Origin of the sequence: Reichenbachiella ulvae (assembly GCF_025833875.1) — a bacterium.
GTDB classification, from domain to species: domain Bacteria; phylum Bacteroidota; class Bacteroidia; order Cytophagales; family Cyclobacteriaceae; genus Reichenbachiella; species Reichenbachiella ulvae.
Genome location: NZ_JAOYOD010000001.1, coordinates 4,321,426 through 4,337,062 on the forward strand (window position 1 = coordinate 4,321,426; position 15,637 = coordinate 4,337,062).

The window sequence follows — 15,637 nt, forward strand, 5'->3', positions numbered from 1 at the left end:
ATTGGGAGACATTTGTGTAGTTGGTGGCCTTGGTTCCATTTATGCTCCAAAAGTTCCATTTTTATCAGGTCAATGGTAACTTCGCACATTCAATTCGATAGATATGTTTGATAAAGTAGAGGAATACAAAGCCATGATCGAAGCTGCTGAAGCAAAAGCAGCAGATGATTTGGAGCAGTTCAGAATGAAATTCATTAGCAAGAAGAGTGTCGTGACAGAGCTCTTTAATGAATTTAGAAATGTACCGAATGATCAGAAAAAGGCTTTTGGTCAGGCATTGAATGAATTGAAGAACCTGGCGCAGGAGAAATTTCAGGCATTGGCTGATTCGCTGGATGACCAATCTACGAGTGCCTCCGATGCGGGTATAGATATGACCCTGCCCAACGTGCCGGGCGAGACGGGTTCGATCCATCCATTGAGTATCACTACGAACAAGATCATAGAGATCTTCGAGCGCATGGGTTTCAATGTGGCGAGTGGACCTGAGATAGAAGAAGATTTTTACAATTTTACTGCGTTGAATTTCCCGGAAAATCACCCCGCGAGAGAGATGCAGGATACTTTCTTTATAGAGAAAAATCCAGACAAGGTACTGCGTACGCACACCTCTAATGTTCAGATCAGATTGATGGAGGGGCAAAAGCCGCCGTTTCGTTCGATCATGCCGGGTAGAGTCTATCGTAATGAGGCGATTTCTGCTCGTGCCCACTGTTTTTTCCATCAGGTAGAGGGACTCTATGTGGATAAGAATGTAGGATTCAAAGATCTAAAGGATACTGTTTATCACTTTGTGAAGCAGCTTTTCGGTCCGGAGACCAAAATTCGTTTCCGTCCTTCTTACTTCCCATTTACCGAGCCTAGCGCGGAGATCGACATCAGCTGTTTTATCTGTAATGGCAAAGGCTGCAATGTCTGTAAATACACCAACTGGGTAGAGATCGGTGGTTGCGGGATGGTAGATCCTAATGTGCTGAAAAATTGTGGGATCGATCCTGAAGAATATACAGGTTTTGCTTTCGGAATGGGTATCGAAAGGATTACGATGCTAAAGTATCAGATCAATGACCTGCGCCTTTTCTCAGAAAATGACGTGAGATTCTTGAGTCAGTTTAAAGGGACGTTCTAGCCCCCTCTTAATCTCCCCCACGGGGGGGAGAAATATTTCTTCTCTATGGATGATTCTATGTTTTTTGGTGCCAGTCCGATCATTTTTGAACGGGCAAAGGAACTCAGAAAACATATGACTGCTGCTGAATCATTGCTTTGGGATTATTTGAGGAAAAAGAAGCTCAAAGGACTCAAATTTAGAAGGCAGCATCCAATTGCTAATTACATTGTGGATTTCTATTGTCATTCAATCAAGCTTGTCATAGAGTTGGATGGAAGTATCCATGATTTGGATTCTGTTAAAGAGAATGATATTGAAAGGGAAGAACACCTAAAATCATTAGGACTTTGGGTTCTTCGCTTTAGAAATGAGTTAGTACAAAACAAGCTTCATGTGGTTTTGACTCAAATAGAAGACTGTGCCTAAGCCCCTTCAGGGGTTTGGGGTAAAATCTCAATATCCTGTATCAATATTTTTTTAGCCAGGGCCTGTCCTGTTTTGGTGGCAGCTAGTCCTCCTTGTGCGGTTTCTTTGTAGCGAGACTCCATGCTTTGGCCTACTTCTCCCATGGCTTCTGCGCATTCGTCTACTGGTATCACACTGGTGACATGTGACAATGCGATTTGGGCAGAGGAGTTGGCGATAGCTGCTGCGCTGGCGTTGCGGACGACACAGGGGACTTCTACTAGGCCAGCGACAGGATCGCACACGAGTCCCAGCATGCACTGAAGGGTGATTCCCACCGCATTGAAAATCTGATCGACACTGCCTCCAAGACAATGGACGATACCGGCAGAGGCCATAGCCGCTGCACTACCCGTCTCGGCCTGGCAGCCACCGACAGCTCCAGCCAATGAAGCTTTTTGCTCCAGTATCAATGCCACACCGGCCCCAATCAAAAGGGCCTCATAGATTTTTTGGTCTTCTATCTGATGTATGGATTGCAAAGTAGTCAATACGCCCGGTAATATGCCGGAAGCACCTGCTGTGGGAGCTGCTACGACTCGACCCATACAAGAGTTGACTTCTTTGGCACCAAGTGCACTATAGATAAGCTGTTTAAATTCTGGAGAGAGGACGGTGATATCAGACTGGGCTACCTTTTTGGCACCATTGTCGATCATGCCTGAACGAGACTTCATGTCTTCGGTCGTGCCGGTTTTCACGGCGTCTTTCATCACCTGATAGGCTTTTTCCAGACCGGACCATATATCGGATTCAGAAGCCCCTTTTTGGTCCATCTCATAGTCGAGCACCACTTCGTGGAGCTTCATATCATGAGTTTGGCCATAGGTCTTCCATCCTTCGAAACTATCGAATAGGAAACACATCTTTTTTGGGTTTTGTTGTTAGGTAAAGTTAGATAGGATTGAGGGAAATGCAAGACATGCCACATTTGACCTATTAGGTCATTCAGCATTTGTGGCCTTATAATACTAAGGCTTAGCCTTTCTGACGGTGCTTATACCAACCCCAACTGCTGATACCTTCTCTCCATCAGCTCATGATAGGCTGTTTTCATTTCTTCGGAGAGGAAAGATCGATCGAGCCATGCCTCTGCTTTCGCGCGGTTTTTCGTCATGCGGCGAAAGGCGCCAGTTATCTGCTTTGGTGTCAATCCCAGATCCTGACCGAATCCCTCAAAGTGCTTTCGTTCCAGCTTTCTTTTTTTGCCTCCCAGGGTCAAGGCCAGCTCCTCGGTATCTTCGGGCAGTACGATGGCTACATTGAGCAAGTCGTAAGCGGGGGACAGCACCCAGCCTGATGGCCCCTTGATCATGGAAAAATTCTTGAGGTGCATGTCATTGTTGCCAGTTAGGAAGCAGAACAGCGCCAGATCAAAATAATAGGTCTTGTCCAGCAAAGTGTTGCTGGAGTAGCTGCTCAGCGCCTTACCCACTCGCTCCATAGAGCTTTTGTATTTGTCAAATGCCTCCGTGATCTGAAACATATCCAGCATGTGGGTTTTCTCTCCGAGTTCGTTACGATCCACACGTTGGGTGATAAATGCCCTCTCACCAGAGGCCATCCGTATCAGTGATGAAGGCACCGTGCGTATCCCGAAAGCCTCCGCCATCCGCAGGGTCACGTGTTCGTTTTCCGGCATCTCGGGATAGCGATCCGAGGGAGGCTTGAAGATATAATGTCCACCCAATGCTCCGACGATGGTCAGTCTTTCATCCGATTGGTCTTTGGTGGCACGAACCAGTGACATGGACAGCTTAGGCTGCACACCTGGCACGGCAACACTGCGCTCCACTACCTTTTTGGCCAGCTCATCGATTTGATTGAAAGAATATTCGATTTTAGGAGGGCTACTGGTACCGAAAAATTTCTTCGAGCAGCTCGGATGAAAATCCATACCTTCCTCCACTGGCTCGTAACAATATAGACAGCTATGCTCCATCTCCTTCTGTTTGATGTTCTGGATAAGGCACGACACTCACCGCACCGATGCAGTTGCGACAGCAAGCCAGCAACAAGCCCATGCGATCGTTTTTGTTGATCCTCCAGTTTTCGGAGGCAATATCCAACAACCAGCCCTCCGGGATCAGCCCCTCGAAGAATGGGAATAGCCTCTTTTCTGTATATGGCTTCTCAGACACAGGCATGGTAAAAGTGATGAAATCATCCGGATGATCCTGCACATACTGCGGCTCATAGAGGAAAACATATTCCCCTTCGTCCGTCTCTGTCAACAGCCCTGCCAGAGCTTCCTGATAGTAAACCTTGGCCTGTCTCATTCAGCTATCTGTTTGCTATCCACAGGAGCCAGCTCATGCCCGAACATGCTCAGGACCAGATTGACCTTGTCCATATTCATATTGGTCTTGCCCTGCTCGATCTTTCGGATCACCGTCAGGGCCACACCAGTGCGCTCTGCCAGCTCTTCCTGCGTCAGGTTGACTTCCTTTCTGCGCTCCTTTACAAAATTGGCTAATCGATTCATTATATGCATTTAGATATAATCACAATCAAATATACGATATTATATGCAATTAGATATAATTAGGTAGAAATCAGATAAAATATATGCTTTTGCATATAATCATAAGCATCAGTGGGGCCGGGTGATCAGAGCTACCAAAAAACATCCATCACCAACCAAAAAATGAGTGTCTTCACTCAAAAAATGCCTTCCCCCAGTCGGAAAATGACCATCCCTGAGTAAAAAATGTATGTCCTCAGTCAGAAAATGACCTCCATAGACTGGAAAATGCCCATGGTAAACCAGAAAATGCCTGCCTTCAACTGGAAAATGACCATCCCTAGGTAAAAAATGAGTACCCCAAACCAAAAAATGACCCTCCTCAATCAAAAAATGGGTGTCTTGGGTTAAAAAATGGCCTTCAACGGGCCAAAAAAGCCTATTTGAACACTAGTAACCCGATTACTTGGAGTAATCGGGTTACTCAGATTGCTGACAAAAAACTGTCAAATGGCAGGATTTTGAAGTTTTTTGTCAGGATTTTAAAGTCGAGATTGCCGTAATTGGACTTTGAAAAATCAAATAACATAAACGAAGTTCATATGGAACAAACACAAATCAACAGTTCTGAGATGTTTCAGGACACCGACACCTACATGGATGAAAACACTGCGGTGTGGAGTGCCATCCCGATAGTAGGTATTTACAAAAATCGACTGGCTGAAATCATCAGCAAAATCAAAACGGCCGCACAAGAGCAAGAGGCGGCACAGGTATTCTTAGGCAAATCCCTAAGACAAGTAAAAAAAGACATCAGTCTAAAAATGGACGTATTGGACGATATCCTGGAGGCCTTTGCCGAGGACACCGACAACAGCACCCTGCTGGCTCAGAGCAGTAATAACTTCACCTCCTACTACAGTCTACCTAATGAAGATTTCGAGACGAAAACCAAAAACATGATCGACCTAATGGATCGTGAGATCGACAACCTGACCGACTATGGTCTGACTCCCGCTCAGCTAGACGATGTACGCATGAGTTTCAACGACTTTAGCGATCATCGTGGCAAACCACGCGCCTACCGAATCGCCTCCAGAGTAGCCACGCAAAACATCGCAGACCTGATCGACGAAGGAGACAAAACCCTCGATCGCCTGGACAAAATCCTAAAAAGATTTAGACGCTCCAACCCCGCCTTCTACAACGGCTACCAGGCCGCCCGAATGGTGGTGAAAGATTAATGAAGCAAAGATTTTGGTTGATATAGTCGATTGCTTTAGGTGAAGGCTCCCCAGAGATGGGGGGCTTTTTTTGTGTCGTAGTGTATCTAATTCGCAAAGCACTGCCGATTACTTCCCCTCGTCATTCCGACAGAGCGCAGCGACGAGGAATCTGGTTCGAGAAGCACTGCCGCCCATTTTCTCCCCGTCATTTCGACAGAGCTTGATTGCCTCAGGAGGCAAGCATGCGACGAGAAATCTGGTTCGACAAGCACTGCAGCTTCACATCCGCCCTGCCATCAGAACACCAGACTTCTCGTCGTAGCTTAGGACTATCGTCCTTATCTACTCTGTCGAAGTGACGATGATATCGCAGGCTTAGTCTGAAGTAACATGCCTTTTTAGTCTTTGGCATCTCTATTCCAACTCATCAAACAAATCTTTCCATTCAGGATTCGTTTGATTGACCAGGGCATCTTTCTTTTCTCTTCTGTATTTCTTGACTTGTTTTTCACGGTCTATGGCTTCCTCTATGCTATGGAAGCCTTCGAAATAGACCAACTTAAAGACGTTGTATTTGGAGGTAAAGCTACTTGGATATACTTTATCCTTATGTTCCTGCACGCGAGCAATCAAATTGGATGTCACTCCCACATACAGCACAGTATGACGAGCATTAGTCATGATATATACAGCCCCTCCTCTGATCATATGAGAAAGATAGATAGAAATGATTCATCAGAAAACACTTGCATCATCTCGATAGGTAATGAATACTGATTCGATAAGCACTGCAGCCCATTTTCTCCCCGTCATTTCGAGACCTAACATTTGGTCCCCAACTGCACAAAAAGGAATGACGTAAGCTGATGGGGTCATAGGTGGTAGCAATTCAAAAGCTAAAACTGTTGTGTCATCTCGACCAGAGGGAGAGATCTATAAGCGATCCACAGATCAAAAAACACAAGTTTTACTAACACGTCATTGGTACAGAGCTTGATTGCCTCAGAAGGCAAGTATGCGACGAGAAATCTGGTTCGAAAAGCACTACCACTTCCTTTCTGCCCTGCCACCAGAGCGCCAGACTTCTCGTCGTAGCTTAGGACTATCGTCCTTATCTACTCTGTCGAAGTGACGGTCGTTTTTCTATCAACTACCGAAAACATACACCCCCCAAAAGAACAAGTTCAGAAAGAGGGAGCTAATCAAATTGAGGCGCATGGTGTGGGTGAAGTCGGCCTGGCTCGGGTCCTTTCTGACCTGTAGGTACCAGTAGAGGAAGTAGCCCATCACGGGCACTAGGCTCATCTGAAATGCCGCGGCTGTCATCCAGTCGAAGTAGAGATAGAAGTAGGCCAGAAATCCCATATTCGAAAAGAAGAAAAATACGCCGGTGAAGTGAAAAGTCCCCAGTATCCCAAGCTTGAGACTGATGGTCTGGTCGCCTCGTTCGGCATCCTCCTCGTGTTGATAGACCTGTGTCATGGGGTAGCTGCCCATCAGCAGCATACTGCTAAGTATGGCAGGGATCTGCCACTGCCATGCCAGCAAGTCCCCAAACTGCATATTTTCCAATCCTAAAATCACCGTCAGGAAAGTGAAGTAGCCCTGAAAGATCCCAGCTGCCAACCAACCGATGATCGGCATTTTCTTTAATCGCACGGAGGGATGGCTGTAGGCCTTGGACACCATACCATAGATGAAGAGCAGCCCCACAAATCGCCAGGAGAGATAGGCCCCCAACAGCAGTGCCAAAGCATCCAGGGCGATGGACCACCAGTACAGTTCCTTTTCGGTCTTCGGTGGGTTCTTGAGTCCTCCGATGCTCTTTTCATCCTTGTCAAAGTAGGAGTTGTAGCCATTACTGGCAGGGTAAAGCAAAAAGTGCAGGATAAAAAATATCAACCACACTTCGATCTGCCCATCATTGCCACTCACCGCCAGCGCAAACAGATAGACCGGCAGCAGAAAAAAGGAGAAGGGAAATCGCAAATGCAGAAATGTGGATCGGCTCATAGGGGAAAATTACGGCTAGATTTTTAGATACTAGACATTAGATCCTAGAATATTTGAGTCTAGAGTCTAACATCTAAAATCTAGCATCTCTCCAATAAGGTAAACCCATCCCTGAGTTGTTATCCATACAAGGTCAAAACAAAACTCAACATGCGAATCATACTTTTACTCTTGCTATTGGGGCCACAGTGCTGGGCTCAGGAGCCGAGCCAGCTATCTGGCTCATGGATCAAAACTTCTTCACAAACTCACGACGGGACGGTATATACCGAAGCAGACGACAACCACTTTCGCTACACCCAACTAAAATTCAGCGAATCGCAGCTCAGGATTCTTACTCACCCCATGTACGAACACAAGGGAGCCTGCTACAACTATTATTTCACAGATCAAAAGATTTTCCTCTCGCCCACTCACTATTACGAGATCATTGGCTTGTCCGAAGATCAATTGGTCATCAGAGATCGGACGGGTACTGAAGATGGCAAAACGCTGCATACCTTCATCAGAGCAGAAACTCACCATCAGGCCATCCATCAATCGCAAGTCCAATCCGAATACCGTGTCGCGCGATATGGATATACTCCCACGCTCAAATTTCCCCTGGAACAAATGCTCGACAGTGCGCTCACCGACCTGCACGACAATATCCAGATCAAGGGTACCATCATGATCGATGTATCTAATCAGTCGGTATTCACCTCGATTGCTTTTAGTTCCACGAGAGATACGGATTGGTTAAAATACCTCAAAAAGAACCTGGACCAGAGTTACCCCCTTTGGGATATCAATGGCTTTGAAGGAGCCAAAATCATTCAGGTCCCTTTCGTCTTGCAGGATGTAAAAACGGAAGACTATGAAGGCGTGGTGATGGCTTTTCTCACTCAGTCTCTGGTGTCACTTCACGAACCACTCAGGAGGCAACAGCGCTGGTGGGCCAATGAGTATTTTGCTCAGGCCATAGAGGCCCATCAAAACAAATTCAAAAACAGAGCCATCAAGTTGTTTGACAAGAGTCTGGAGCTGAATGCTGAAAATCCCCACGCCCTCTTTTGTCGTGCCAATGTATATCTGGACAAGGGGGATGAAGATAAGGCATGCAAGGACTGGAAAGTCCTGCTAGATCAGGGCTATGAAGGTGCCATGGATTATTACAAGGACAATTGCCAAAATGCGGAAGCCCTGGCCGAATCAGATAAGCCACCTATCTCCGATGATCCTAAGGCGATACTTTAGATAAAAAAACAGGGTACTTAGTCCCCATTAGTAAGTCTGGAATTATATCTGTGGCCAACATGGAGAATTGACTATTTTCTCTGTAATTTCAGCATTCCATATATGAGTGCATACATTACATCCATCGGCACAGCCAATCCTGACAACCGCTACCAGCAAGAAGATATCGCCAATTTCATGTGCGAAAACCTTGGGCTCAATGCAGAGCAACAACGGGCTCTTCGTGTGCTCTATCGCGCCACTGGCATCAAGGAGCGCTATTCGGTTTTGGATGATTATAAAAGGAAGAAAGGTGGCTTTAAGTTCTTCAAAAACACACCGGACCTTCAGCCCTTTCCTCCTACCAGTGAGCGAATGCGACTCTACCGAGAGGAGGCCGTACCCCTCGCTATCTCTGCCATCACCAATTGTATCAACGGTCATCAGCTGTCATCCTTTACGCACCTGATCACAGTCAGCTGTACAGGGATGTATGCACCGGGACTGGACGTAGACCTGATCAAGACGCTGAACCTGAGCCCAACTATCAATCGCACCAGCATCAACTTCATGGGCTGCTATGCCGCGATGAACGCACTGACACTTGCCAAGCAAATTTGTGACAGCCAGCAAGCCAAAGTCCTCATCGTATGCGTGGAGCTTTGTACGATTCACCTGCAGTCCTCCCACAACGAAGACAACCTGCTGGCACATTCGCTCTTTGCAGATGGCGCAGCAGCTACGGTAGTCTGCTCCGAAGCATCAGCTAATAGCCTGGAGCTGGTGTCGAACGCCAGCTACCTCGCCATAGACGGCAAGCATGACATGGCCTGGCAGATAGGGGATTTCGGATTCGAAATGGCACTGACCACCTATGTGCCCAATATCATCAAAGGCGGCATTCAGGACCTTACACGAAATTTACTTAACGGTACCGAACTCTCACTCGGCGATATCGATGGCTATGCCATTCACCCGGGAGGTAAAAAAATATTGGAAGCGATCGAAAATGAACTAGGATTGAAAAAAGAAGACAATGCACATGCCTATGAGGTGCTCAAAAGCTATGGCAACATGTCATCTCCTACCATCCTCTTCGTGCTACAGCGCATCCTCAAAACCATGAAAGACCAGGACAACATACTGTCTTTCGCCTTCGGGCCGGGACTGACCATGGAAAGCATCCTATTCAAAAGTCATCGTGATGTTTGACTTCCTGAAACATCGATCTGAGGACGAAGAATTGATGGACGATTTTGATTGCCAGGGAGAAGTGGTAGATCAGACCCTACGAGAGCTTCATTCCATCAATACCTATTTGGGCGGAACTGCACTTTCTATCCATGGGATAAAAAAACTGATCCAGCGCTATCCAAAGGAATCATATAGTCTGGTCGATCTCGGCTGTGGGGGCGGAGATACACTGATCCACATCGATCAGTGGGCAAAAAAGAATAGCAAGAATTTAGCACTCAGCGGAGTAGATGCCAATCCCCACATCATCGACTATGCAAAAGAAAACACCGCTAATCGTTCCATGCAGTTTCTAGCCATGGATGTCTTTAGCGAGGATTTCAAAAAGCTTCGATTTGATATGGCACATGCCAGTTTATTCATGCATCACTTCGAAGAAAGAGCCTTCGTTAAACTCCTCCGCCAACTATATGAGCAAGTAGAACTGGGCATTGTCATCAATGATCTCCATCGGCATCCGGTCTCCTACTACTTTACCAAGTGGCTGCTGACCGCCTGGTCACGCTCCCAAATGGTCAAGTACGACAGTGTACTGTCAGTGGCCCGGTCTTTCACCCGCAGCGAACTGATCAACTACCTCCATCAAGCCGGCATCACAAACTACCGCCTCACATGGAAATGGGCCTTCCGCTGGGAGCTGATTATTTGGAAGTAATGGACGTCTTGAGACGTCAAAGAGGTTCCAAACCTCTTTGATCGTTAATATTTGAATGATCTCCCTTTTTGAGTAGTTTAGATACCTATGAAAGCCAACACCAATCTACTTGAACCTGAAAAGTTCTACCACATTTACAATCGCGGTATCAATGGCGAAAACATCTTCAAGGAGCAGCGAAATTATTACTACTTTTTGAAGCTATTCGAAAAATTCATCACACCAATAACAGAAACATTTGCCTATTGCCTTTTACCCAACCACTTCCATTTTTTCATTAAGACTCTACCCGAGGAAATGATAAAATCCTCGAAATTCCATCGCAACCAAAATATTCAGCATTTTTTGGGTAATCAATTTGCTAAGGCCTTTAACAGTTACACTCAGGCATTGAATAAATCAATCAACAGAACGGGTAGTTTATTTGAACACCCATTTAGAAGGAAAACCATTGACAGCAACGATTACATCTCAAAACTCATCTGGTACATACATTTCAATCCACAGAAACACAAGTTGACAAAAGATTTTAAAGACTACCCTTTCTCCTCCTACCAAAGCATTCTTTCATCAAAATCCACCAATCTCAAAAGATATGAAGTAATTGAATGGTTCGGAGGAATAGAATCATTCAAAACATTTCATGAAGAGATGACAGAGCAACGGACACTGGACGAATCCATTTTCAATTTTGATTAAATCCCAAAGTCACCGAGCCTTTTGAAACCCCACCAACTTCAATCTATTCGCTGAATAAACGATCAAAGAGGTTTGAAACCTTTTGACGTTGAGCTCGTCGACGCTCAAGTATCACTCATCCTTCAACGAATCCACAGGGTTGGCAAGGGAAGCCATGCGCGCCTGATTGATCACGATCATCAAGGCGAATGCCAGGGCAACTACCCCGACCAGTGGAAATAGCCACCAATGAATTTCCGTTCTGATTTCATATCTGTCCAGATACATATCCAATAGATACCAGGCGAAAGGCACTGCCAATACAAAAGCCACCAAAACCAACTTGGTAAAATCTTTGGTCATCAGCATCATCAAACTGCCTACTGAAGCTCCCAGCACTTTTCGGATTCCGATCTCCTTGCTGCGCTGCTCGGCGGTATAGGAGGCCAATCCGAATAGACCCAGCCCAGTGATCAAAACAGCCAGTCCTGCAAACAAAGTCGCCAGCTGGCTCGTCATGTCGATGGTCTTGAACTTTCGGTCAAAATCCTCATCCACGAAGGAATAATCGAATGGGTAGGCAGGATTATACTTTTGAAAAACCTCTTCGATCTTGGACAGGTTATCTGACAAATGACCATTGTCATTGATACGAACAGAAATCGCGGAAACCCACTCTGGATCGATAATCATAAAAGTCGGTCGCATTTCTTCGTAGGGAGAGCCCATCAAGACATTATCCATCACCCCGATCAGCTTCTTTTTTCCTCCCCAGAGATCTAGATTGGTACCAATCGGTTCTTCCAGATTCATCAGGTCCAGAGCAGCCTTATTGATCACAATCGCACCTGTATCCGTGGCATATTCCTTCGAAAAATCTCTCCCCATCAGCATCTTGATACCCATCGTCTGAGTGAAATCGTATTCAGTGGCTATCGTAGCAAATAACACTTTCAATTCGTCAGGTTTGCCTGGCCACCCGAGAAAATTGTTGGACCAAATGCTAGTAATCGGACTGTTGGATCGAGTCACGCTGGCCACTGCACCAGATCGCAGCAGTTCCTGTTTGATCAGCTCATAATTGTCTGCTATGTCATCGGTATTATAAACGGTGATGAGATTCTTCTTTTCATATCCTAGCTCTCGACTCTTCACCATTTGGATCTGCTGATAGATCACAGCTGTCCCAATCATCAAAAAGATCGCAAAACCAAACTGCAATACTACCAGAATCTTTCTCGGTGTACTGACGCCTTTGCCCACCGAAACGGTTCCTTTTAAGGTATTGACAGGCTTGAAGGAGGAAAGATAAAAAGCAGGATAACTGCCAGCTATCACTCCGGTAATTAATATGATGGCTACCCCATACATCCAGAACTCTGGCGATTGATAATCTATGAAAAGTTTCTTGTCCACCAATTCGTTGTAGAATGGCAGAGCCAGTTGCGCCAATACTATCGCTATGAGAAAGGACAGCAAAGCGATGAACAAAGACTCTCCGATAAACTGCATGATCAAGCCTCTTTTGGTCGAGCCTAGGCTTTTGCGAATACCCACTTCCCTGGCTCGTTTTTCAGATCGTGCTGTGGCCAGATTCATGAAATTGATGCAAGCCATGACCAAAATAAAAATCGCAATGATCGTGAAAAGTTGAACATAGTCGCTCATCCCTCCAACGGCTTCTCCATTTTCAAAATTGGAATAGAGACGCCAGCGAGGCATCGGATGAAGGAAAAACTTCCTCGGCATATCCTCCTCTCCATTTTCCATCAGCATATTTTCGATACCTGCCTGTGTTTCCAGATGGCTATCCGCTTCGTATAGCTCGATAAACACCTGAAAGGAATAGTTGCCCCAGTTGGTCTTGTTTCTAACTACCCAGTCATTCACTGACTCGCGATATTTCCAGGGTATCAGATAGTCGAATTCCAGCGTAGAATTCGATGGAATATCTTTTAGGATCCCTGTAACTTTAAGATTCCCTTCATCATCCACACGAATCACCTTATTGATCGGATCTTCCTCACCAAACATCGCTTTGGCGAGAGACTCGGTGATTACGATCGAGTGCATGTCATCCAATACAGTCTCTGGGTCTCCTTTGATGAGGGGAAATTCAAACATCTCCAAAAATTCCTCCCCACAGAAATAGCCTTCTTTGATCAGTCGTTTTTCGCCGAAGGTCAGCAAATGATCGCTTCCCCAGTCCAGCACTGTCGAATTTTTGATATGACTGTCGGCCGTCTTCATGGCCTCATAGGTGGGCAAAGGCACGCTGTTCCATGAGTTGATCTTACCGTCAAACTCTGCATTGACCCAAACCTGATGCAAACGATCTGCCTTGGGAATGAAACGGTCATAATTCAGTTCGTCTCGCACCCACAGCAAAATCAATACACTGCAGACGAGTCCTACTGCCAGACCAGAAATGTTGATAAAAGAGTAGAGCTTGTTTTTGAGTAAGCTGCGAAAGGTGACCAGAAAAAAATTCTTGAGCATGATAGTCAGTTTTGAGTTTTTGAATGCGACCGCTCCAAAGACCTAACAAATCCTAGAAGGTTGCATTTACTGACTGTTAGATGCTCAAAGCACCTCATTAGTTTTAATTCAGTAGATAATTATTACAAAATGGAAAGGATTATTCTCTCACCCACTCCACCTTTTTCTCGATGGGCTTGCGTTTGCTGGTAGGCCATTTGTCCTTTTTGGGCATCCCTATGTACAAAAAGCCTAGCAGCAAATCTTTTTTGCCTAGTCCGAAAACTTCTTTGGCTTCATCCAGAAATGTGACACCACCAGTAGACCAATAGCAACCGACCCCATGCGCAGTGGCAGTCAAATGCATATTTTGAACGGCAGCAGCTACCGCACAGACTTCCTCCACTTTTTTGATGGACTTGTTTCGTTTCATCCCGATCACAATCACATGTGAGCAGGCCAGCGGTTTATTTCTTAGTTTTTTGACCTTGTCTTTGTCGGCCTTTTTTCCTTCGGCCTTTTCGACTGCCGTCACTTGTAGATCCCCCAGTGTCTTCAATCCCTCATCGCAAAACACCTTGAACCTCCACGGTTCAGTTTTTTTGTAGGTAGGAGCCCAGTTGGCATTTTCAAGCATTTCAGCAATGATCTCATCTGAGACGCGCTCACCTGAGTATTGTTTTGGGAAGATAGACCTCCTGTTTTGGAGCAGTTTGCTCACCTCTGCCGGATCGAAATTCATGTGCTTATGGTCTTAGTGAGAGCCTAGTTCGGCTGTCATTAGTTCTACGCTATCTGCAGGCATTTGGATGACATCCAGACGAGAAATATAGCCTTTGGCTAAAGAATCAAATGCCGCTTTGTGCTCCTCCTTGATCGGATTAGATGGTGGCAATTCGACCTTCAAAGCATCAACCTGTACTCCGTTTTTCCAGAATCGATAGCAAAGGTGTGGCCCTGTCGCCAAACCTGTAGATCCTACATAGCCGATAGTTTGTCCTCTTTTCACTTTCTTGCCCCGACGGATTCCGGTGGCAATTTTGGACATGTGCAGGTATTGCGTGGATATGTTTCCATTGTGACGAATCTTCACGTAGTTACCGTTGTTTGATTTGTAGCGGGCTTCTGTGATCGTACCATCAGCTGCAGCGAAAATAGGTGTGCCTCTTGGTGCGGCAAAATCCGTCCCCAAGTGAGCTTTGAATCGCTTCTGTACCGGGTGATACCTGCGACCTGAATATCTGGAACTGATACGCGTGAATGTCAACGGCGCTTTCAAAAATTCTCTGCGCAAACTCTGACCTTCGGCATTGAAGAAATCTACTCCTTCGCCCTGATCATATTGGATGGCATAGCTTCCTTCTCCGATGTGATTGAAATAAGCCGCTTTTATCTCTCCTGTCCCTATGAACTCATCGTCTACATATTTTTCGTCATAGATGATTTTGTAATAATCCCCCTGCTGGATGCCAAAGAAATCTACCTTCCATGAAAAGACATCCGCCAGACTGTTAACCAAATCAGCATCACCTCCCTGGTTGAGCATATCTATGTACAGCGAAGTTTGGATATCACCAGCCAATTCTGTTTCGACATAGGTGATCTTTCTGGATTCTTTATAGACCTTGACCGAGTCCTTCACATCATATACCACATAATCGATCGCATTGGGCTTGTAAATGAAATGAGTGGCCTGCTTGACACTGTCTCCCTGATAAAGTACCGAGTAAGGTTTGCGCACTCCGATCTTTCGGACATCAAATACTTCTTTGGAATTCTTCGCTAACTGGTGAATTTTCTCATAGGGCACATTGTACTCTGATAGAATATCTGCCAGCGTTTCGTTTCGTTTGACCTCTCCCTCAAAAATTTTGAGTGAATCGACGACTATCCCGTAATAATAATTCGGAACATAAACCGGTGCCTGAATTGTATCCTGAACGATGACCTGCTCGACGCGACCTTCGTCTTCTTCCAGGATAAAAAAATGTGTAAGAATCAACGCCAGTGAGATTACCCCGGCGGAAAGTATTCTTTTTCTCCCTTTCTTTTTTGTCATATGCTATTACTGACGCAAA

16 protein-coding genes are annotated in these 15,637 nt (G+C 45.7%); 7 read left to right on the top strand and 9 right to left on the bottom strand.

Annotated features, from left to right (window positions below; translation table 11 throughout):
- Positions 1-103: 103 nt before the first annotated feature.
- Positions 104-1,129 (top strand): phenylalanine--tRNA ligase subunit alpha, encoded by a 1,026-nt coding sequence (pheS, locus tag N7U62_RS17585; protein WP_264139370.1) that lies wholly within the window; start codon positions 104-106, stop codon positions 1,127-1,129.
- Between the two features lie 45 nt (positions 1,130-1,174).
- Complete coding sequence (locus tag N7U62_RS17590; protein WP_264139371.1) at positions 1,175-1,537, top strand: endonuclease domain-containing protein; 363 nt, start codon at positions 1,175-1,177, stop codon at positions 1,535-1,537.
- Here N7U62_RS17590 and sdaAA read toward each other — a convergent pair.
- From sdaAA to N7U62_RS17610, 4 genes are all read right to left on the bottom strand, one after another.
- A complete protein-coding gene (gene sdaAA, locus N7U62_RS17595) occupies positions 1,534-2,442 on the bottom strand; it encodes an L-serine ammonia-lyase, iron-sulfur-dependent, subunit alpha (RefSeq protein WP_264139372.1) in 909 nt (302 codons plus the stop codon). The genes N7U62_RS17590 and sdaAA overlap by 4 nt on opposite strands.
- A gap of 131 nt (positions 2,443-2,573) precedes the next feature.
- Positions 2,574-3,518, bottom strand: a complete 945-nt coding sequence (locus N7U62_RS17600; protein WP_264139373.1) for a HipA domain-containing protein — start codon at positions 3,516-3,518, stop codon at positions 2,574-2,576.
- On the bottom strand, positions 3,508-3,855 hold the full coding sequence (locus N7U62_RS17605) for a HipA N-terminal domain-containing protein (RefSeq protein ID WP_264139374.1): 348 nt from the start codon (positions 3,853-3,855) through the stop codon (positions 3,508-3,510). The genes N7U62_RS17600 and N7U62_RS17605 overlap by 11 nt, the downstream gene beginning before the upstream one ends.
- Positions 3,852-4,061, bottom strand: a complete 210-nt coding sequence (locus N7U62_RS17610; RefSeq protein WP_264139375.1) for a type II toxin-antitoxin system Y4mF family antitoxin — start codon at positions 4,059-4,061, stop codon at positions 3,852-3,854. Before N7U62_RS17610 ends, N7U62_RS17605 begins: the two co-directional genes overlap by 4 nt.
- A 581-nt stretch (positions 4,062-4,642) precedes the next feature.
- Here N7U62_RS17610 and N7U62_RS17615 point away from each other — a divergent pair.
- The gene (locus tag N7U62_RS17615; protein ID WP_264139376.1) at positions 4,643-5,284 is read left to right on the top strand and encodes a hypothetical protein; all 642 of its coding nucleotides are present in this window, start codon (positions 4,643-4,645) and stop codon (positions 5,282-5,284) included.
- Positions 5,285-5,680: 396 nt separating this feature from the next.
- Here N7U62_RS17615 and N7U62_RS17620 read toward each other — a convergent pair whose 3' ends face one another.
- Complete coding sequence (locus N7U62_RS17620) at positions 5,681-5,974, bottom strand: GIY-YIG nuclease family protein (RefSeq protein WP_264139378.1); 294 nt, start codon at positions 5,972-5,974, stop codon at positions 5,681-5,683.
- A gap of 438 nt (positions 5,975-6,412) precedes the next feature.
- Entirely contained in the window at positions 6,413-7,279 is an 867-nt protein-coding gene (locus tag N7U62_RS17625; protein WP_264139379.1) for a UbiA family prenyltransferase, read from the bottom strand.
- 150 nt (positions 7,280-7,429) lie between these two features.
- On the opposite strand from N7U62_RS17625, the gene N7U62_RS17630 reads away from it, so the two are divergent.
- The 4 genes from N7U62_RS17630 (at position 7,430) to N7U62_RS17645 (ending at position 11,102) form a co-directional block, all read left to right on the top strand.
- Entirely contained in the window at positions 7,430-8,515 is a 1,086-nt protein-coding gene (locus N7U62_RS17630) for a tetratricopeptide repeat protein (protein WP_264139380.1), read from the top strand.
- A 102-nt stretch (positions 8,516-8,617) separates the two neighbouring features.
- On the top strand, positions 8,618-9,706 hold the full coding sequence (locus N7U62_RS17635) for a type III polyketide synthase (RefSeq protein ID WP_264139381.1): 1,089 nt from the start codon (positions 8,618-8,620) through the stop codon (positions 9,704-9,706).
- Entirely contained in the window at positions 9,699-10,403 is a 705-nt protein-coding gene (locus N7U62_RS17640; protein WP_264139382.1) for a methyltransferase domain-containing protein, read from the top strand. The genes N7U62_RS17635 and N7U62_RS17640 overlap by 8 nt, the downstream gene beginning before the upstream one ends.
- Positions 10,404-10,490: 87 nt before the next feature.
- A complete protein-coding gene (locus tag N7U62_RS17645; protein ID WP_264139383.1) occupies positions 10,491-11,102 on the top strand; it encodes a hypothetical protein in 612 nt (203 codons plus the stop codon).
- Between the two features lie 111 nt (positions 11,103-11,213).
- Here N7U62_RS17645 and N7U62_RS17650 read toward each other — a convergent pair whose 3' ends face one another.
- From N7U62_RS17650 to N7U62_RS17660, 3 genes are all read right to left on the bottom strand, one after another.
- Positions 11,214-13,580: an ABC transporter permease gene (locus N7U62_RS17650; RefSeq protein ID WP_264139384.1), complete on the bottom strand. Its 2,367-nt coding sequence runs from the start codon at positions 13,578-13,580 to the stop codon at positions 11,214-11,216.
- 139 nt (positions 13,581-13,719) lie between these two features.
- On the bottom strand, positions 13,720-14,301 hold the full coding sequence (locus N7U62_RS17655; protein ID WP_264139385.1) for a nitroreductase family protein: 582 nt from the start codon (positions 14,299-14,301) through the stop codon (positions 13,720-13,722).
- A gap of 12 nt (positions 14,302-14,313) precedes the next feature.
- Positions 14,314-15,618 carry a peptidoglycan DD-metalloendopeptidase family protein gene (locus tag N7U62_RS17660; RefSeq protein WP_264139386.1) on the bottom strand — a complete coding sequence of 435 codons (1,305 nt, stop codon included), beginning with the start codon at positions 15,616-15,618 and terminating at the stop codon, positions 14,314-14,316.
- Positions 15,619-15,637: the final 19 nt, after the last annotated feature.